The sequence below is a fragment of the Enterobacter cloacae complex sp. ECC445 genome (assembly GCF_021892025.1).
GTDB classification, from domain to species: domain Bacteria; phylum Pseudomonadota; class Gammaproteobacteria; order Enterobacterales; family Enterobacteriaceae; genus Enterobacter; species Enterobacter chengduensis.
Window position 1 is genome coordinate 1 of sequence record NZ_JAKLRZ010000051.1, and the last position, 18,569, is coordinate 18,569.

At 54.2% G+C, this 18,569-nt stretch carries 15 protein-coding genes and 7 tRNA genes; 6 read left to right on the forward strand and 16 right to left on the reverse strand.

What is annotated here, in order from left to right:
- Positions 1–143: 143 nt before the first annotated feature.
- The 12 genes from L6R44_RS24460 to nagB all read right to left on the reverse strand — a co-directional run bounded on the left by L6R44_RS24460 (position 144) and on the right by nagB (position 7,008).
- Positions 144–218, reverse strand: a tRNA-Gln gene (locus L6R44_RS24460).
- 36 nt (positions 219–254) lie between these two features.
- Positions 255–329 (reverse strand) — tRNA-Gln (locus tag L6R44_RS24465).
- A 40-nt stretch (positions 330–369) separates the two neighbouring features.
- A tRNA-Met gene (locus tag L6R44_RS24470) sits at positions 370–446 on the reverse strand.
- 17 nt (positions 447–463) lie between these two features.
- Positions 464–538, reverse strand: a tRNA-Gln gene (locus L6R44_RS24475).
- Positions 539–570: 32 nt separating this feature from the next.
- Positions 571–645: transfer RNA gene (locus tag L6R44_RS24480), tRNA-Gln, on the reverse strand.
- A gap of 23 nt (positions 646–668) precedes the next feature.
- Positions 669–753 (reverse strand) — tRNA-Leu (locus L6R44_RS24485).
- A gap of 8 nt (positions 754–761) precedes the next feature.
- A tRNA-Met gene (locus tag L6R44_RS24490) sits at positions 762–838 on the reverse strand.
- A 224-nt stretch (positions 839–1,062) separates the two neighbouring features.
- Positions 1,063–2,727 (reverse strand): asparagine synthase B, encoded by a 1,665-nt coding sequence (gene asnB / locus L6R44_RS24495; protein ID WP_237425657.1) that lies wholly within the window; start codon positions 2,725–2,727, stop codon positions 1,063–1,065.
- A 249-nt stretch (positions 2,728–2,976) separates the two neighbouring features.
- Positions 2,977–3,729 (reverse strand): ribonucleotide monophosphatase NagD, encoded by a 753-nt coding sequence (nagD, locus tag L6R44_RS24500; protein ID WP_023310763.1) that lies wholly within the window; start codon positions 3,727–3,729, stop codon positions 2,977–2,979.
- Between the two features lie 45 nt (positions 3,730–3,774).
- Positions 3,775–4,995 (reverse strand): DNA-binding transcriptional regulator NagC, encoded by a 1,221-nt coding sequence (gene nagC, locus L6R44_RS24505; protein WP_032638870.1) that lies wholly within the window; start codon positions 4,993–4,995, stop codon positions 3,775–3,777.
- Positions 4,996–5,003: 8 nt separating this feature from the next.
- The gene (gene nagA, locus L6R44_RS24510) at positions 5,004–6,152 is read right to left on the reverse strand and encodes an N-acetylglucosamine-6-phosphate deacetylase (protein WP_237425658.1); all 1,149 of its coding nucleotides are present in this window, start codon (positions 6,150–6,152) and stop codon (positions 5,004–5,006) included.
- 55 nt (positions 6,153–6,207) lie between these two features.
- The gene (gene nagB / locus L6R44_RS24515) at positions 6,208–7,008 is read right to left on the reverse strand and encodes a glucosamine-6-phosphate deaminase (protein WP_028012356.1); all 801 of its coding nucleotides are present in this window, start codon (positions 7,006–7,008) and stop codon (positions 6,208–6,210) included.
- 325 nt (positions 7,009–7,333) lie between these two features.
- On the opposite strand from nagB, the gene nagE reads away from it, so the two are divergent.
- From nagE to chiQ, 4 genes are all read left to right on the forward strand, one after another.
- Positions 7,334–9,286 carry a PTS N-acetyl glucosamine transporter subunit IIABC gene (gene nagE / locus L6R44_RS24520; protein WP_237425659.1) on the forward strand — a complete coding sequence of 651 codons (1,953 nt, stop codon included), beginning with the start codon at positions 7,334–7,336 and terminating at the stop codon, positions 9,284–9,286.
- A gap of 155 nt (positions 9,287–9,441) precedes the next feature.
- Positions 9,442–11,109: a glutamine--tRNA ligase gene (gene glnS, locus L6R44_RS24525; RefSeq protein ID WP_237425660.1), complete on the forward strand. Its 1,668-nt coding sequence runs from the start codon at positions 9,442–9,444 to the stop codon at positions 11,107–11,109.
- A gap of 446 nt (positions 11,110–11,555) precedes the next feature.
- On the forward strand, positions 11,556–12,953 hold the full coding sequence (gene chiP, locus L6R44_RS24530) for a chitoporin ChiP (protein ID WP_237425661.1): 1,398 nt from the start codon (positions 11,556–11,558) through the stop codon (positions 12,951–12,953).
- 47 nt (positions 12,954–13,000) lie between these two features.
- On the forward strand, positions 13,001–13,327 hold the full coding sequence (gene chiQ / locus L6R44_RS24535) for a ChiQ/YbfN family lipoprotein (protein WP_237425664.1): 327 nt from the start codon (positions 13,001–13,003) through the stop codon (positions 13,325–13,327).
- Positions 13,328–13,472: 145 nt separating this feature from the next.
- Here chiQ and fur read toward each other — a convergent pair whose 3' ends face one another.
- The 4 genes from fur to ybfF form a co-directional block, all read right to left on the reverse strand.
- A complete protein-coding gene (gene fur, locus L6R44_RS24540) occupies positions 13,473–13,919 on the reverse strand; it encodes a ferric iron uptake transcriptional regulator (RefSeq protein ID WP_014169146.1) in 447 nt (148 codons plus the stop codon).
- A gap of 290 nt (positions 13,920–14,209) precedes the next feature.
- Positions 14,210–14,740, reverse strand: coding sequence for a flavodoxin FldA (gene fldA / locus L6R44_RS24545; RefSeq protein ID WP_237425662.1), 531 nt, complete (start codon positions 14,738–14,740; stop codon positions 14,210–14,212).
- A gap of 155 nt (positions 14,741–14,895) precedes the next feature.
- Positions 14,896–15,183 (reverse strand): LexA regulated protein, encoded by a 288-nt coding sequence (gene ybfE, locus L6R44_RS24550; protein WP_032638882.1) that lies wholly within the window; start codon positions 15,181–15,183, stop codon positions 14,896–14,898.
- Positions 15,184–15,311: 128 nt separating this feature from the next.
- Complete coding sequence (gene ybfF, locus L6R44_RS24555; RefSeq protein WP_237425663.1) at positions 15,312–16,085, reverse strand: esterase; 774 nt, start codon at positions 16,083–16,085, stop codon at positions 15,312–15,314.
- Positions 16,086–16,268: 183 nt separating this feature from the next.
- On the opposite strand from ybfF, the gene seqA reads away from it, so the two are divergent.
- Positions 16,269–16,817: a replication initiation negative regulator SeqA gene (gene seqA, locus L6R44_RS24560; RefSeq protein ID WP_032638886.1), complete on the forward strand. Its 549-nt coding sequence runs from the start codon at positions 16,269–16,271 to the stop codon at positions 16,815–16,817.
- A gap of 24 nt (positions 16,818–16,841) precedes the next feature.
- A complete protein-coding gene (gene pgm, locus L6R44_RS24565) occupies positions 16,842–18,482 on the forward strand; it encodes a phosphoglucomutase (alpha-D-glucose-1,6-bisphosphate-dependent) (protein ID WP_088127008.1) in 1,641 nt (546 codons plus the stop codon).
- Positions 18,483–18,569: the final 87 nt, after the last annotated feature.

Here is an 18,569-nt window from a genome sequence, read left to right on the forward strand (position 1 = left end):
TTGTAAGTGTCTACCATGTCCCCGAACAAGTGTTCACTATGTCCCCGGACTGTACATGGGGAGAGGGTTAGGGTGAGTGGGCATCAGGCATTATGAACAACAAAAACAAAAAAGCCCGCAGAGCGGGCTTTTTTGTTACTAAGTGGCTGGGGTGCAGGGATTCGAACCCCGGAATGCTGGTATCAGAAACCAGAGCCTTACCGCTTGGCGACACCCCAATTGCGTTGAGCAAACTGCTGAACGACTTTTTAAATTGGCTGGGGTACGAGGATTCGAACCTCGGAATGCCGGAATCAGAATCCGGTGCCTTACCGCTTGGCGATACCCCAACAATTTGTTTTGATTGCCGATAAATCAACAATCTTAATTTGGTGGCTACGACGGGATTCGAACCTGTGACCCCATCATTATGAGTGATGTGCTCTAACCAACTGAGCTACGTAGCCAGTACTGCAATCTTCGATGGCTGGGGTACCTGGATTCGAACCAGGGAATGCCGGTATCAAAAACCGGTGCCTTACCGCTTGGCGATACCCCAATACCGCGGAGAACCGCAAAATCGAAGAAATATGGCTGGGGTACCTGGATTCGAACCAGGGAATGCCGGTATCAAAAACCGGTGCCTTACCGCTTGGCGATACCCCATCCGTGCAACGCATACTTGGGAATGGTGCGGGAGGCGAGACTTGAACTCGCACACCTTGCGGCGCCAGAACCTAAATCTGGTGCGTCTACCAATTTCGCCACTCCCGCAAAAAAGATGGTGGCTACGACGGGATTCGAACCTGTGACCCCATCATTATGAGTGATGTGCTCTAACCAACTGAGCTACGTAGCCATCTTTTTTCGCGTTACCTTATCGGCGTTGCGGGGCGCATTATGCGTATAGACCCTTGCAGCGTCAACACCTTTTTCAACGAAAATAGCCGGAATGTGACTGTTTGGTTAGGTTGCGAACAGCATGACCGAATATTCGGCAATTATTGGTTATTAATCGTTTTTCGAGAGTGAAATGCAAGGCAAAAAAAAGGCCCCGGAGGGGCCTGATTAGAATCGTCATGATTATTTGTAGGCAGACTGGTGAACGCCTACCGCGCGTCCTGACGGATCGTTCATGGATTTGAAAGATTCATCCCATTCAATGGCTTTAGCGGAAGAGCAGGCGACGGACGGACCGCCAGGCACACACTCGGCAGCGCTCGGTACCGGGAACAATTCTTCAAAGATCTCGCGGTACAGATATGCCTCTTTCGAACCCGGCGTGTTGTACGGGAAGCGGAAGCTTGCGGTTTCCAACTGTTGGTCAGAAACCTGTTTCGCCGCGACCTCTTTCAGGGTGTCGATCCAGCTATAGCCCACGCCATCGGAGAACTGCTCTTTTTGACGCCACGCCACGCTCGCCGGCAGATAGGATTCAAAACATTCGCGCAGGATATGTTTTTCCATTTTACCGTTGCCGCACATTTTGTCCTGCGGGTTGATGCGCATCGCGACGTCGAGGAATTTCTTATCCAGGAACGGCACGCGTGCTTCCACGCCCCAGGCGGACATCGCCTTGTTAGCGCGCGCGCAGTCAAACATGTGCAGCGCCTGCAGTTTACGCACGGTCTCTTCGTGCAGCTCTTTGGCGTTCGGCGCTTTGTGGAAGTACAGGTAGCCGCCAAACACTTCGTCAGAGCCTTCACCGGAGAGCACCATCTTGATGCCCATCGCCTTGATCTTACGCGACATCAGGTACATCGGCGTTGAGGCGCGAATAGTGGTTACGTCATAGGTTTCAATGTGGTAGATCACATCGCGGATCGCATCCAGGCCTTCCTGCACGGTGAAGTGAATTTCATGGTGCACGGTGCCCAGGTGGTTTGCCACCTCCTGCGCGGCTTTCAGGTCAGGTGCCCCTTCAAGACCTACGGCAAAGGAGTGCAGCTGCGGCCACCAGGCTTCGGAGCGCTCCTGATCCTCCACGCGGCGAGCGGCAAATTTCTTGGTGATCGCGGAGATCACGGAGGAGTCCAGACCGCCGGAGAGCAGTACGCCGTAAGGTACGTCAGACATCAGGTGGCTTTTCACGGAATCTTCCAGCGCCTGACGCAGCTCGGCTTTGTCCGTGACGTTATCTTTAACCGCGTCATAGTCGAACCAGTCGCGCTGGTAATACTGACGGATCTCGCCGTCTTTGCTCCACAGGTAGCTGCCTGCAGGGAACTCTTTAATGGTGCGGCAGACCGGTACCAGGGCCTTCATTTCAGAAGCAACATAGAAGTTGCCGTGTTCATCGTGGCCCATGTACAGCGGGATAATACCGATGTGGTCGCGGCCAATCAGATAGGCGTCTTTTTCGCTGTCGTACAGGGCGAAGGCAAACATGCCCTGCAGGTCGTCCAGGAACTCGGGCCCTTTCTCCTGATACAGCGCCAGGATCACTTCACAGTCGGACCCGGTCTGGAACGCGTAGCGGTCGCCATACTCGGCGCGCAGCGCCTGATGGTTATAGATTTCACCGTTAACAGCCAGCGCGTACGTTTTTTTCTCGTTATACAGCGGCTGTGCACCGGCGTTGACGTCAACAATAGACAGACGTTCGTGAGCCAGAATCGCTTTGTCACTGGCGTAAACGCCTGACCAGTCCGGTCCGCGATGGCGCATCAGGCGGGACAGTTCGAGTGCCTTTTTACGCAGTTCGCCCGCGTCAGTTTTAATATCCAGTACGCCAAAAATTGAACACATAACCTTCTCCGTTAACCCTGTTGCTTTGTAATGTTGCTTGCTTATGAAAATGCCGCAAAGGGGCAGGGCGCGCAAGCGTTTTACGGGCGAAAACGGAAATAGTGCAATGGCGGTTGCGGATCGGTGAAAAAAGCGTATGGCGAGCGCTGATTTATTGATGATTATGCAATGAAGCCGCTTTTTTGTTAGATGTGGTGGTGTTTTTCAGGCGAGAAAATAAAAAACCACGCCCTGAGGCGTGGTTAGGTATCAGATAATGTCAATTTCATCGACGGAGGGGTAAATCCAGCTCGGCCGGAACGGCATCGAATCAATGTCATCAAGTTGAGAGACGCCGGAGAGAACCAGAATCGTCTCCAGACCCGCCTGGAAGCCGGCCAGAATGTCGGTGCGCAGGTTGTCGCCGACAATCACCGTCTCTTCTGAGTGCGCCTGCATCTTATTGAGGGCGGCACGGATGATCCACGGGCTGGGCTTACCGACAACAAACGGCTGGCGACCAGAGATTTTTTCGATACCGGCGCACAGCGCGCCGCAGGCCGGATAAAAACCGCGACCGTGCGTATCCGGGTTGGTGGCGATAAAGCGCGCGCCGCTGGCGACAAAGTAGGCCGCCTTATGCATCATTTCCCAGTTAAAGGAACGCGTCTCGCCGACAATCACGAAGTCCGGGTTCACGTCGGTGATGGTAAAGCCTGCTTTATACAGCTCGTGGATCAGCGCGCCTTCACCGACGACGTAGGCCTTTTTCCCTTCCTGACGCTTCAGGAAATCCGCCGTGGCCATCGCCGAGGTATAAAACACGCTGTCCGGCACGTCGACACCCGCCGTGGCAAAGCGGTTTGCCAGATCCTGACCGGTCTGAGAAGGGTAGTTCGTGAGCAGAACCAGTGGCATTCCTTTGTCGATGATGCGGTGAAGAAACTCCGCAGCACCCGGCACGGCAACGTTATCGTGCATCAGCACGCCGTCGATATCACAAATTACATTCTTAATGGTCATGGACAGTCCGGCATCAAAAAAAGAAGGCGTTACTATAAGGTCCGATCAGCTTTCCAGCAAATGCTGCAGCAGAATTCCGTTGAGCATGGCGCGTTTTACCAGCGCGAATGCGCCAATCGCGGAGCGATGATCCAGCTTTGAACGCACCACCGGAAGGTTCTGGCGGAATGCTTTCAGCGCCTGGGTGTTAATACAGCCTTCAATGGCGGGGAGCAGCACCTTTTCCGCCTCCACTATTTCACCGGCGATGACCACTTTTTGTGGATTAAACAGGTTGATGGCGATGGCGATGGTTTTCCCCAGATGACGTCCAACCTGCTCGATCACCTCGCAGGCCAGCGCGTCGCCTTTATTGGCGGCTTTGCAGATGGTGCCTATCTTGCAGTCGTCCAGCGTGACGCGGCTTTGGTAACCCTGTTCAAGGAGATGGCGAACGCGCTGCTCGATGGCCGTGTTGGCGGCAATGGTCTCAAGACAGCCGAAATTGCCGCAGTGGCAGCGCTCCCCGAGGGGCTCAACCTGAATGTGGCCGATCTCGCCAACGTTACCGTTGCGACCAATAAAAATACGGCCATTAGAGATAATACCGGCCCCCGTTCCGCGGTGAACGCGCACCAGAATAGAGTCTTCACAGTCCTGGCTCGCACCAAAGTAGTGCTCTGCCAGCGCCAGCGAGCGTATGTCGTGGCCCACAAAGCAGGTCACCTTAAAACGCTTTTCCAGCGCGTCGACCAGCGCCCAGTTTTCCACCTGAATGTGCGGCATATAGCGGATCACGCCGCTTTCCGGGTCGACCAGGCCGGGCAGAATCACGGAGATGGCGATGAGTTCGCGGATTTTGCGCTGGCAGCTTTCAATAAACGTCGCAATGGTATTCAGCAGCGCATGCTCCAGCGTCTCCTGGGTGCGCTCCGGAAGAGGATAGTGCTCTTCCGCAATGGCTTTACTGCTCAGATCGTACAGCGTGAGCGTGGTGTCATGACGGCCCAACCGGACGCCAATGGCCTGAAAATTGCGGGTTTCGGTGATGATGGAGATGGCGCGGCGGCCCCCGGTGGAGGCCTGCTGATCGACTTCTTTGATCAAACCGCGCTCAATGAGCTGACGGGTAATTTTTGTCACGCTGGCGGGAGCAAGCTGGCTTTGTTCGGCTATCTGAATCCGCGAGATGGGGCCGTGTTGGTCAATCAGGCGGTACACTGCCGCACTGTTAAGTTGTTTAACGAGATCGACATTACCGATTTGAGCTTGTCCGCCAGGTGTCATACTTTTACTTACTCAGTGACGACCTCGTTACCATTAACGATGGTCTTAATAATTTTATAATCGTGTGTGAATGCCGTCAGGTTTGCAACCATACCTGGTGCAATTCCGCCGAGCTGTTTATCCACGCCGATTGCGCGAGCCGGATAAAGGGTTGCCATACGCAGGACTTCATCAAGCGCAATCCCGCAATGTTCAACCAGGTTACGCACCCCTTCAATCATGGTCAGAGAGGAACCGCTCAGCGTACCGTTTTCATCCACACACAGTCCATTGCGGTAGTATATTGTTTTACCGGCAAAAATGAACTGCTCAATATTTGCACCTGCCGGTGCGGTGGCATCGGTCACGAGACAAAGCTTGTCACCTTTCAGCCGCTTCGCGTTGCGAATGTTGGTGTAATCGACGTGTAAGCCGTCCGCGATAATGCCGCAGTAGACGTCTGGCTCATCCAGAATCGCCCCGACCAGACCGGGTTCACGCCCCGTGATATACGGCATGGCGTTATAAAGATGCGTCGCAAAGGTAATGCCCGCGCGGAAACCGGCTTTCGCTTCTTTCAGCGTGGCGTTTGAGTGGCCAGCTGAAACGATAATTCCGGCAGCAGCCAGTTTGCTGATGACGTCCGTGCCCGTCATTTCAGGCGCCAGGGTGACTTTGGCGATTACATCGGCGTTGGCACACATGTAATCAACCAGCTCCGCGTCAGGTTTACGCACATAGTCTGGGTTATGCGTCCCTTTCTTGACCATGTTCAGCCATGGCCCTTCAAGGTGCAGACCGAGCGCCTGATTCGGATGTTTAGCCAGGTATTCACGCATCACGCGGATGCCCTGCTTCATCAGGTCATCGCTGCTGGTGATGAGCGTTGGCAGATAGCTGGTGCAGCCCGATTTCTCGTTGGCTTTCTGCATGATCTCCAGCGTTTCGACCGTCACCGCATCCGCAGTGTCATTGAATTGCACACCGCCGCAGCCGTTCAGCTGTACGTCGATGAAACCGGGGGAGATTACTGCTCCATTGAGTGAGCGCTGTTCAATCTCCGGCGGCAGTTCTGCCAGCGGGCAAACACGTTCAATCAGGCCATTTGCGATAACAATCGCATGGTCATCCAGAATTTCATGGCCGGTATAAATCCGACCGTGGGTTAAAGCGTACATAACGACCCCCGGTTAAAAAAAGCGGCCGCCTCTTGATGCAGAGGCGGTTATTCAATTACAGACCTTTGATGTTCTCGGCTTCTAACTCGTTGAAGTATTTCAGCGTCTTCACTTTAAGCTCCATCGTGGACGGCTCGTCGCAGACGATGACTGATTTAGGGTGCAGCTGCAGGCAGCTGATGGTCCACATGTGGTTAACGTTGCCTTCAACGGCAGCCTGGAGCGCTTGCGCCTTCACGCCGCCCAGCACCAGAATCATCACTTCTTCAGCATCCAGCAGGGTGCCTACGCCAACGGTCAGGGCGTATTTTGGAACCTGGTTCACGTCACCGTCAAAGAAGCGGGAGTTTGCCACGCGCGTGTCATGGGTCAGCGTTTTAATACGGGTGCGGGAAGCCAGAGATGACGCCGGTTCGTTAAACGCGATATGACCATCGTTGCCCACGCCGCCCATAAACAGGTGGATTTTACCGTAAGAACGGATTTTTTCTTCATACTGACGGCATTCTGCGTCAATATCAGGCGCATTTCCATTCAGCAGGTTAATGTTTTCAGCAGGGATATCAACGTGATCAAAGAAATTACGGTGCATGAAGCTATGGTAGCTTTCCGGATGCTCTTTCGGTAAGCCAACGTATTCATCCATATTGAAGGTGACAACATGTTTGAAGCTAACCTGGCCTGCTTTATGCATCTCAACCAGCGCCTTGTAGGCGGTCAGCGGCGTGCCGCCGGTTGGAAGACCAAGAACGAAAGGACGATCGGCGGTCGGTTTAAACGCGTTAATGCGGTTAACGATATGGCGAGCGGCCCATTTACCGACTTGTTCAGCCGTTGCCAGGGGAATCAGTCTCATTGTTCACCTCAAAGTTTAAGTAGAAGAGTGGGCGGATGGCTTCGGAACCTGATACTAAAGCGTAACCTGGAAACTTTCAGGCCGGATCAATCCGTCTTGATTTTTTGAATGATAAAATAAGTTTTCGCTGTTAGCCAGTGAAAGGGAGGGCTGAATACGATATTTGGTGACAAAAATCACAAAAAATAGGTGTTTAATTTGCGATACGAATTAATTTTTCACACACTCAGACTGCCAGTGAATTATCAACGGTATCTATCGTTAGCGACACAATAAAAACATAGTTTATGCGCGAGCCTGAAAAGGGTCTCGTAGGGGGAATAGGATGAATATTTTAGGTTTTTTCCAGCGCCTCGGTAGGGCTTTGCAGCTCCCTATCGCCGTGCTACCGGTTGCAGCGCTGCTGCTGCGATTCGGGCAACCCGATCTTCTTAACGTACCGTTTATTGCTCAGGCGGGCGGTGCCATTTTTGACAACCTGGCGCTGATTTTCGCCATCGGTGTTGCCTCTAGCTGGTCAAAAGACAGCGCGGGTGCCGCAGCACTGGCAGGGGCAGTCGGTTATTTCATCCTGACGAAAGCGATGGTAACGATTAACCCCGAAATCAACATGGGCGTACTGGCGGGTATCATTACCGGCCTGGTCGGCGGTGCGGTGTACAACCGCTGGGCGAACATCAAGCTGCCAGACTTCCTGAGCTTCTTTGGCGGCAAACGTTTCGTGCCGATCGCCACAGGCTTCTTCTGTCTGGTACTGGCCGCCATCTTTGGCTACGTTTGGCCACCGGTGCAGCATGCTATCCATGCGGGCGGCGAGTGGATCGTCTCTGCAGGCGCTTTGGGCGCGGGCATCTTCGGTTTCATTAACCGTCTGCTGATCCCAACCGGTCTGCATCAGGTCCTCAATACCATCGCCTGGTTCCAGATTGGTGAGTTCACCAACGCGGCAGGCACGATTTTCCACGGCGACATCAACCGCTTCTACGCGGGTGACGGCACCGCGGGCATGTTTATGTCCGGCTTCTTCCCAATCATGATGTTTGGTCTGCCGGGCGCTGCGCTGGCAATGTACCTGGCAGCGCCAAAGGCGCGTCGTCCAATGGTCGGCGGTATGCTGCTGTCAGTGGCCATTACCGCATTCCTGACCGGCGTAACCGAGCCTCTGGAATTCCTGTTCATGTTCCTGGCTCCGCTGCTGTACCTGATGCACGCGGTGTTAACCGGTATCAGCCTGTTTGTGGCAACCCTGCTGGGCATTCATGCGGGCTTCTCCTTCTCCGCAGGCGCGATCGACTACGTGCTGATGTACAACCTGCCGGCGGCAAGCAAGAACGTCTGGATGCTGGTGGTCATGGGCGCGGCCTTCTTCGTTATCTACTTCGTCCTGTTCACCGCGGTTATTCGTATGTTTAACCTCAAAACGCCGGGCCGCGAAGACACCACTGATGACGTTGTGACCAGCGAAGCCAACAGCAATACCGAAGAAGGTTTAACCCAGCTGGCAACCAGCTACATTGCCGCAGTCGGCGGTACCGACAACCTGAAAGCCATTGATGCCTGTATTACCCGTCTGCGTCTGACCGTGGGCGACTCTGCGCGCGTCAGCGACGCAATGTGTAAACGTCTTGGCGCATCTGGCGTCGTTAAGCTGAACAAACAAACTATCCAGGTCATCGTGGGTGCCAAAGCGGAATCTATCGGTGACGAAATGAAGAAAGTGGTTGCCCGTGGCCCGGTCGCAGCGGCATCAGCCGACAGCACACCTGTGGCGACGGCTGCCCCAGTCGCGAAGCCGCAGGCCGTGCCTAACGCCGTAACGGTTGCTGCTCTGGTCTCTCCGGTAACGGGTGACGTGGTTGACCTTGAGCAGGTACCTGACGAAGCCTTTGCCAGCAAAGCGGTCGGTGACGGCGTGGCGGTGAAACCAACGGATAAAACCGTTGTGTCTCCAGCAGCCGGTACCATCGTGAAAATCTTCAACACCAACCACGCGTTCTGCCTTGAAACCGAAAATGGCGCGGAGATCGTGGTCCACATGGGCATTGATACCGTGGCGCTGAACGGTAAAGGCTTTACTCGCCTGGTGGAAGAGGGCGCTGAAGTGGTGGCCGGGCAGCCGGTTCTGGAAATGGATCTGGACTTCCTGAACGTCAACGCACGCTCCATGATAAGCCCGGTGGTTTGCAGCAACATCGACGACTTCAGCGGTCTGGTCATCCAGGCGAAAGGTCAGGTTGTTGCAGGTCAAACCCCGCTGTATGAGATTAAAGGCAAGTAATCGCTCCTGAGTAGAGTCATGCCTTAAGCGGCGGGGGATATCCTCCGCCGCTTTTTTTATTGGTAACGGTTTTTCCGTTACATAAGGGTTGTCTCTTCGTCCGGCTTATAAGATCATATGCCGTTATACGTTGTTTACGCTTTGAGGAATCCACGATGAGTGAGGCAGAAGCCCGCCCGAGTAACTTTATTCGTCAGATCATCGATGAAGATCTGGCCAGTGGTAAGCACACCACAATACATACCCGCTTCCCGCCGGAGCCGAACGGCTACCTGCATATCGGGCATGCGAAGTCCATTTGCCTGAACTTTGGCATTGCGCAAGATTACCAGGGACAGTGCAACCTGCGTTTCGATGACACCAACCCAGCAAAAGAAGACATCGAATACGTTGAGTCCATCAAGAATGACGTGCAATGGCTGGGCTTCAACTGGTCTGGCGATATCTGCTACTCCTCTGACTATTTTGATAAGCTGTATGCCTACGCGGTAGAGCTTATCAACAAAGGTCTGGCGTATGTTGACGAACTGTCTGCAGATGAGATCCGTGAGTACCGCGGCACGCTGACCGCGCCGGGCAAAAACAGCCCGTTCCGCGATCGCAGCGTGGAAGAGAACCTGGCGCTGTTTGAAAAAATGCGTGCCGGTGGCTTCGAAGAAGGCAAAGCCTGCCTCCGTGCCAAAATCGACATGGCGTCTCCGTTCATCGTGATGCGCGATCCGGTGCTGTACCGCATCAAGTTCGCAGAACACCACCAGACCGGCAACAAGTGGTGCATCTACCCGATGTACGACTTCACCCACTGCATCAGCGATGCGCTGGAAGGCATTACGCACTCCCTGTGTACGCTGGAGTTCCAGGACAACCGTCGCCTGTACGACTGGGTGCTGGATAACATCACCATTCCTGTGCATCCGCGTCAGTACGAGTTCTCTCGTCTGAATCTGGAATACACCGTGATGTCCAAGCGTAAGCTGAACCTGCTGGTGACTGACAAGCACGTTGAAGGCTGGGATGACCCACGCATGCCAACCATCTCTGGTCTGCGCCGTCGCGGTTACACGGCGGCCTCTATTCGTGAGTTCTGCAAGCGCATCGGCGTGACCAAGCAGGACAACACCATCGAGATGGCCTCTCTGGAGTCCTGTATCCGCGAAGACCTGAACGAAAACGCCCCGCGCGCGATGGCGGTTATCGACCCGGTAAAACTGGTGATCGAAAACTATCCGCAGGGTGCGAGCGAGCTGGTTGCCATGCCTAACCATCCGAACAAACCGGAAATGGGCAGCCGTGACGTGCCGTTCAGCGGCGAGATCTGGATTGACCGCGCTGACTTCCGCGAAGAAGCCAACAAGCAGTACAAGCGTCTGGTGCTGGGTAAAGAAGTGCGTCTGCGTAACGCTTACGTGATCAAAGCCGAGCGCGTTGAGAAAGATGCAGAAGGGAATATCACCACCATCTTCTGTTCTTACGATGCGGAAACGCTGAGCAAGGATCCTGCCGATGGCCGCAAGGTGAAAGGCGTTATTCACTGGGTGAGCGCATCTCACGCGCTGCCGGTAGAGATCCGTCTGTACGATCGTCTGTTCAGCGTGCCTAACCCAGGTGCGGCGGAAGACTTCCTGGCGACCATCAATCCGGAATCTCTGGTCATCAAGCAGGGCTACGCTGAGCCGTCCCTGAAAGCGGCTGAAGCAGGCAAAGCGTTCCAGTTCGAACGCGAAGGTTACTTCTGCCTGGACAGCCGTTACAGCACGGCGGAAAAACCGGTATTCAACCGTACCGTCGGCCTGCGTGACACCTGGACGAAGATCGGCGAATAATATTGCTGCTCTGGTCAATGAGAGACAAACGCCGCACTATGCGGCGTTTTTTTATATAACGATCAGGGTATTAAGCCAGGGCCTAAAGCAGCCTTATGAAAATAACAGGTCAATGAGGTGCTACTTATTTTTCAAAAAAAAGTTTGTGTCATTACGAAAATCAAAAAGGTTATAAAAAAGAAAAGAAATCCCGCGTCTACTAACTGAAATACCTGACAATTCCCCGTCATTCCTCGCTTCACTGCAAATGTTACAAAGCACTACCAATTATGTGCACTTCGTCATAATCCTGACTTTTGCCCGCTGAAAAGCATTGATAATTCGCGTCGCGAAAAATAACCTAAAGACGGTAGTTAATTCGAGGGTATTTAAAACTACCCCTGACCATTTGGTCTTTTTTATTTACGCCGTTTCAGGCGTTTTAATTCGTCAAAGAGGAATAATCTATGCGTACGTTCAGTGGCAAACGTAGTGCGCTGGCGCTGGCTATTGCCGGTGTGACAGCAATGTCGGGCCTGGTGGTGACGCCAGAAGCGAAAGCGGCAGGGTTCATCGACGATTCTACCCTCACGGGCGGTATCTATTACTGGCAGCGCGAGCGTGACCGTAAAGACGTCAACGAAGACAAATATAAAACCAATCTTTCACACTCCACCTGGAACGCCAACCTGGACTTCCAGTCAGGCTATGCCGCCGATATGTTCGGTCTGGATATTGCTGCGTTTACCGCAATCGAAATGGCGGAAAACGGCGACAGCGGCCACCCGAACGAAATCGCCTTCTCCTCCAGCAACAAAGCCTATGATGAAGACTGGTCCGGGGATAAGAGCGGTATCAGCCTTTACAAAGCGGCTGCGAAATTTAAGTACGGTCCGGTATGGGCGCGTGGCGGATACATCCAGCCAACCGGCCAGACCCTGTTAGCCCCGCACTGGAGCTTTATGCCGGGCACCTATCAGGGTGCGGAAGCCGGGGCTAACTTTGACTACGGTGATGCGGGGGCGCTGAGCTTCTCCTATATGTGGACCAACGAGTACAAAGCACCTTGGCACATTGAGATGGACAAGTTCTACCAGAACGATAAGAAAACCAAAGTCGATTACCTGCACTCGCTGGGCGCGAAGTATGACTTCAAAAACGATCTGGTACTGGAAGCCGCATTTGGTCAGGCGGAAGGCTATATCGATCAGTATTTTGCTAAAGCCAGCTACAAATTTGATATCGCAGGCAGCCCGCTGAGCACCAGCTACCAGTTCTACGGTACGCGTGACAAGGTCAGCGACGGCGGCGTCAATGACATTTATGACGGCAGCGCGTGGCTGCAGGCGTTAACCTTCGGCTATAAGGTCGGTCAGGTTGATTTGCGTCTGGAAGGCACATGGGTGAAGGCGGAAGGGCAGCAGGGCTACTTCCTGCAGCGTATGACCCCGACCTATGCCTCATCCAACGGTCGTCTTGATATCTGGTGGGATAACCGTTCAGACTTCAACGCCGACGGCGAGAAAGCGGTCTTCTTCGGCGCCATGTACGACCTGAAAAACTGGAACCTGCCTGGCTGGGCGGTGGGCGCTTCTTACGCTTACGCCTGGGATGCAAAACCTGCCGATATGGCAACGCCGGACGCATACTACGATCCCAACTATCGCCTGAAAGAGTCTTCCTACAGCCTTGATGCTATCTATACCCTGCAGGATGGCCGCGCGAAAGGGACGATGTTCAAACTGCACTTTACCCAGTACGACAACCACTCCGATATCCCAAGCTATGCGGGCGGCTACGGCAACATCTTCCAGGATGAACGTGACGTGAAATTCATGGTTATTGCCCCATTCACAATCTTCTGATGAATCGTCCGGCGGGCTGAGCCCCGCCGGTATGGAGACTGCACATGATGAAAAAAATCGTAATCGTCGCGCTGCTGGCGTCGGGGCTGGTGGCGTGTAACCAGACGCAGGCACCGAAAGAAGACTCCCGTCTGAAGGAGGCGTATAGCGCCTGCATAAATACTGCAGAGGGCTCGCCGGAAAAAATTGAAGCCTGTCAGAGCGTGCTGAACGTGCTCAAGAAAGAGAAAGCGCATGAGCAGTTCGCGATGCAGGAGAACGTCCGCGTGATGGATTACCAGGCCTGTATTCAGGCGCGTAAAACCGGTAACGATCAGGAAGTGGCGAAGCGTTGCGATAAGATCTGGCAGGAAATTCGCAGCAATAATAACTAATGAGCTGTTTTTACGCCCGGTGGCGCTGCGCTTACTGGGCCTACACAGGTGTCATAGCCCGTAGGCCCGGTAAGCGCAGCGCCACCGGGCTTTTTAAGGCAAAAAAAAGCCAACCTTACGGCTGGCTCAGAGTATAAACACTCGATTATTTCGCATCGTGCGCATGGTCGTCTTCGCGGCAATCGCCTTCAGCACAGTGACCGTAAAGGTACAGACTGTGGTTGGTCAGACGGATGCCGTGACGCGCGGCGATTTCACGCTGGCGCGCTTCGATGGAGTCATCGCTAAATTCAATGACCTTGCCGCAGTCGAGGCAGATCAGGTGATCGTGGTGCTGCTGCTGGGTCAGTTCGAAGACAGATTTACCGCCCTCGAAATTATGACGGGTAACAATGCCCGCGTCATCAAACTGGTTCAGCACGCGATAAACGGTAGCCAGCCCAATCTCTTCACCCATGTCGATAAGACGTTTATAAAGGTCTTCCGCACTGACATGGTGATTGTCTGGACCCTGAAGCACTTCGAGGATTTTTAACCGAGGAAGCGTAACTTTCAGGCCAGCCTTCTTTAATGCGGTATTGTTGTCAGTCATGCGGAATCTGTCCTGTTGCTAAACGATTCACTTCTGTAGGAAGTGACAGAAAATGCACCTGGGATAATGCGTCTCATTATAGAACTGCCATGGCTAAATGAAAACTGCAAGTCTCAGGCAAAATATGCTTATAAAAATGGGGTATCACCAACAAACTTGCTCAATGGAAAACCCATTTTATCAGGGAGACATTGTACAGGTCTGGGCGAAAAAGTTAAAAGATTGTAGCAATTAATTTAATCGGTTTGACCTGGGGCATGGGCGCAACCGCGGTTGCGCCGCGATAAAAATCAGGCGTTAAGAATCGCGTCCAGGTGAAGTTCTTCACGGATCTGCTTCACCCACTTCTCAACGCGCTCGGCGGTCAGTTCTGGCTGGCGGTCTTCGTCGATGGCCAGACCCACGAAGTGATTGTCATCGGCCAGGCCTTTAGAGGCTTCGAAGTGGTAACCGGCGGTCGGCCAGTGGCCTACGATAACCGCGCCATTCGGCTCAATGATATCGCGGATGGTGCCCAGCGCATCACAGAAGTATTCGGCGTAGTCTTCCTGATCGCCGCAGCCAAACAGGGCGACCAGCTTACCGTTGAAGTCCACTTCTTCCAGCGTCGGGAAGAAATCATCCCAGTCGCACTGGGCTTCACCGTAGTACCAGGTTGGGATACCCAGCAGCAGAATGTCATAGCCTTCCAGATCTTCTTTGCTGCTCTTGGCGATGTCATGCACATCAGCAACGTCTTTACCGAGCTGTTTCTGAATGTTTTTTGCGATATTTTCGGTATTGCCGGTATCACTGCCAAAGAAAATGCCGATGATTGCCATGAGTAAAATAACCTCTTGAAACTTAATAGTATGGTGGCGCAATTCGGCCACGGATAAGGGCAATAATAGCAGAACTGGCAACCCTGCGGAAACAGCTATCGCGCAGGACTGCACTCTGTGCTACATGAAAAGGGCGATAAAGGGGATTTTCAGACTTATGCCTGGCGGCGTAACGTCTCAAGCTGGGCGATCAGCATCTCTTCAATGAGCTCGCTGCGGCTGATATTTCGCGCGTCGGCCAGCTCGTTAAGCGCATCGACGGCGTCGGCGTTCAGCTTCAGTTCGACACGCTTAAGCCCACGATTTTTATCGCGTTTAAGCTGGTTGCGTTTATTGATACGCAGCTGTTCATCGCGCGAAAGCGGATTCGTCTTGGGTCGTCCCGGGCGACGCTCGTTCGCGAACAGATCTAGTGTCGTACGGTCCGTTTGTTCTTTGGCCATGATTCTGAGACTTCGGGGGAAACACGCCGCCCTGCTAATGCCCGGGCGATAAGCGCGCCATCATACATCACCAAAAACGGCACGCCAACGACTGGAAGCCCGCAGTCTTCCAGTCGCTTCCTTTTTAATCAATTCGCCGTATCAGCGAGATAGCGGCGGATGGCGCGCAGAACGGCTTCCGGTTTTTCCGCATGCACCCAGTGTCCGGCACCGGCAATCACGTGGGCGCGAGCCTGCGGGAATTGCGCCAGTATGGCGTCGCGGTACGCGTCGGTAACGTAAGGGGAGTGGCCGCCGCGAATGAAGAGGGTAGGGTGCGGCCAGGCGGGGACGCTTTCCCAGCCTACGATATTGTTGTACTGGTCCCAGAGTACCGGCACGTTAAAACGCCACTGTCCGTCAACAAACGACTTCAGCAGAAACTGCACGACGCCCTCTTCATTAAGGTGCTCACGCATAACGGCCGCCGCCTGTTGGCGTGTGGCGACACCCGCTTCGGTGACCGCATTAATGGCGGCAAAAATCTCGTCGTGGCGGCGGACGTCATAATCCACGGGCGCGACGTCAATCACCACCAGACCGCTGATACGCTCCGGCGCCAGCGCCGTCAGGGCCATTACCGCTTTGCCCCCCATTGAATGCCCAATGAGCGTCACCTTTTGCAGGCCGTTGGCGTCCAGCGTATCCAGCAGGTCCTGCGCCATCGCGGCGTAGGTCATCTCGTCCGAACGCCCCGAAAGACCGTGATTGCGCATATCGACCTGCACAATATCGTGGTCGGTAACCAGATCGCGCGCCAGCACGCCGAGGTTATCCAGGCTGCCAAAAAGGCCGTGAACCAGTACGATGGGAGAATTATTGTTCGGCGATTGTGCAGTTTGCGCTCGGGTATTCAATTTCATGGCAAAGTTCTTTTTTTACGTATGTCAGGTTAGGGTATCATGTTGACCATTCTGCCGCCCGGCCGCAAGGTTCCAGTTTAATCTGACTTTTGCCGCCAACCTGGTTTGACGCTATCCGCTGTTGGGATTTGACCTTATAATCCCAATGACTTGTATTCAGATAAGATATCGCACTGGATTAAGATGAAAACAATCGAAGTTGATGACGAACTCTATCAGTATATTGCCAGCCAGACGCGGCATATCGGGGAGAGCGCGTCCGACATTTTACGGCGCATGCTTAAAATTTCCGCCGCTTCACAGCCTGCTACCCCAGTCACCAAAGATGTCGTGTCTCAGCCGAGCGTTGTTGCACAAGCAAAACCTGCCGTGACGCCGGTAAAAGATAAAGTCCGCGCGGTGCGCGAACTGCTGCTCTCCGACGAATACGCTGAGCAGAAAAAGGCGGTTAACCGTTTTATGCTGGTGCTGTCTACACTTTATTCCCTGGATAACAAAGCGTTTGCTGAGGCGACCGAGTCGCTGCACGGTCGTACCCGCGTCTATTTCGCGGGCGACGAGCAGACGCTGCTGCAAAATGGCAACCAAACCAAACCTAAACATGTCCCTGGCACCCCATACTGGGTGATCACCAATACCAACACGGGCCGCAAGTGCAGCATGATTGAACACATCATGCAGTCCATGCAGTTCCCTGCGGAATTGATTGAAAAGGTTTGCGGTACAATTTAACCCTTGCATCAGAAGGACCCGGTAATGGCAAATCACAGCCGTGCAGGCCAACCTGCACAACAAAGCGATTTGATTAACGTCGCTCAGCTGACCGCGCAGTATTACGTGCTGAAACCGGTCGTGGGCAACGCAGAACACGCAGTGAAGTTTGGTACATCCGGCCACCGCGGCAGCGCGGCACGCCATAGCTTTAACGAACCGCACATTCTGGCCATTGCTCAGGCCATTGCGGAAGAGCGCGCTAAAAACGGCGTTACCGGTCCGTGCTACGTGGGGAAAGACACCCATGCGCTGTCTGAACCGGCGTTCATCTCCGTGCTGGAAGTGCTGGCGGCAAACGGCGTCGACGTGATTGTTCAGGAGAACAACGGCTTCACCCCAACGCCTGCGGTCTCTAACGCCATCCTGGTGCACAACAAAAAAGGGGGCGCGCTGGCTGACGGTATCGTTATCACGCCATCCCACAACCCGCCGGAAGACGGTGGTATCAAATACAATCCGCCTAACGGCGGTCCGGCAGACACCAACGTCACCAAAGTGGTGGAAGATCGTGCGAACGCGCTTCTGGCTGATGGTTTGAAAGGCGTGAAGCGCATTTCTCTGGATGCGGCCATGGCGTCGGGCCACGTGAAAGAGCAGGATCTGGTTCAGCCGTTCGTGGAAGGGCTGGCGGATATCGTCGATATGGCGGCAATCCAGAAAGCCGGCCTGAAGCTGGGCGTGGATCCGCTGGGCGGCTCCGGTATCGAATACTGGAAGCGCATCGCCGAGCACTACAAGCTGGATCTGACCATCGTGAACGATCACGTCGATCAGACCTTCCGCTTTATGCACCTGGACAAAGACGGCGCGATCCGCATGGACTGCTCCTCCGAGTGCGCGATGGCGGGCCTGCTGGCGCTGCGCGATAAATTCGACCTGGCGTTTGCGAACGACCCGGATTATGACCGTCACGGCATCGTCACCCCTGCCGGGCTGATGAACCCGAACCACTATCTGGCCGTGGCGATCAACTACCTGTTCCAGCATCGTCCGCAGTGGGGCAAAGAGGTGGCCGTCGGTAAAACGCTGGTTTCCTCCGCGATGATCGACCGCGTGGTTGACGCGCTGGGCCGCAAGCTGGTGGAAGTGCCGGTGGGCTTCAAATGGTTCGTTGACGGTCTGCACGACGGCAGCTTTGGTTTTGGTGGCGAAGAGAGCGCCGGGGCATCCTTCCTGCGCTTCGACGGCACGCCATGGTCAACCGATAAAGACGGCATCATCATGTGCCTGCTGGCGGCGGAAATCACCGCGGTCACCGGTAAAAACCCGCAGGAACATTATAATGACCTGGCGGCACGCTTCGGTGCGCCAAGCTACAACCGTATTCAGGCCAGCGCGACCTCAGCCCAGAAAGCGGCCCTGTCTAAACTCTCTCCGGAGATGGTCAGCGCAAGCACTCTGGCAGGCGACCCGATCACCGCGCGTCTGACGGCGGCACCGGGCAACGGCGCCTCCATCGGCGGTCTGAAAGTGATGACCGACAACGGCTGGTTCGCCGCACGTCCGTCCGGCACGGAAGACGCGTATAAAATCTATTGCGAAAGCTTCCTCGGCGCTGAGCACCGCCAGCAGATTGAGAAAGAAGCGGTAGAGATTGTCAGCGAAGTGCTGAAAAACGCGTAAGTGGTGTTTGGTGCGGGCTGATGCCCTTGTATGTTTAAAGTCACTTCAGTTACCCGTCAACAGACGGGTAAACTGTCACTGAGTTTG

Bases quoted from the DNA above. Each gene is read 5' to 3' on its own strand.
- asnB (WP_237425657.1), bottom strand. From the start codon at position 2,727: ATGTGTTCAATTTTTGGCGTACTGGATATTAAAACTGACGCGGGCGAA.
- nagD (WP_023310763.1), bottom strand. From the start codon at position 3,729: ATGACCATTAAGAATGTAATTTGTGATATCGACGGCGTGCTGATGCAC.
- nagC (WP_032638870.1), bottom strand. From the start codon at position 4,995: ATGACACCTGGCGGACAAGCTCAAATCGGTAATGTCGATCTCGTTAAA.
- nagA (WP_237425658.1), bottom strand. From the start codon at position 6,152: ATGTACGCTTTAACCCACGGTCGGATTTATACCGGCCATGAAATTCTG.
- nagB (WP_028012356.1), bottom strand. From the start codon at position 7,008: ATGAGACTGATTCCCCTGGCAACGGCTGAACAAGTCGGTAAATGGGCC.
- nagE (WP_237425659.1), top strand. From the start codon at position 7,334: ATGAATATTTTAGGTTTTTTCCAGCGCCTCGGTAGGGCTTTGCAGCTC.
- glnS (WP_237425660.1), top strand. From the start codon at position 9,442: ATGAGTGAGGCAGAAGCCCGCCCGAGTAACTTTATTCGTCAGATCATC.
- chiP (WP_237425661.1), top strand. From the start codon at position 11,556: ATGCGTACGTTCAGTGGCAAACGTAGTGCGCTGGCGCTGGCTATTGCC.
- chiQ (WP_237425664.1), top strand. From the start codon at position 13,001: ATGAAAAAAATCGTAATCGTCGCGCTGCTGGCGTCGGGGCTGGTGGCG.
- fur (WP_014169146.1), bottom strand. From the start codon at position 13,919: ATGACTGACAACAATACCGCATTAAAGAAGGCTGGCCTGAAAGTTACG.
- fldA (WP_237425662.1), bottom strand. From the start codon at position 14,740: ATGGCAATCATCGGCATTTTCTTTGGCAGTGATACCGGCAATACCGAA.
- ybfE (WP_032638882.1), bottom strand. From the start codon at position 15,183: ATGGCCAAAGAACAAACGGACCGTACGACACTAGATCTGTTCGCGAAC.
- ybfF (WP_237425663.1), bottom strand. From the start codon at position 16,085: ATGAAATTGAATACCCGAGCGCAAACTGCACAATCGCCGAACAATAAT.
- seqA (WP_032638886.1), top strand. From the start codon at position 16,269: ATGAAAACAATCGAAGTTGATGACGAACTCTATCAGTATATTGCCAGC.
- pgm (WP_088127008.1), top strand. From the start codon at position 16,842: ATGGCAAATCACAGCCGTGCAGGCCAACCTGCACAACAAAGCGATTTG.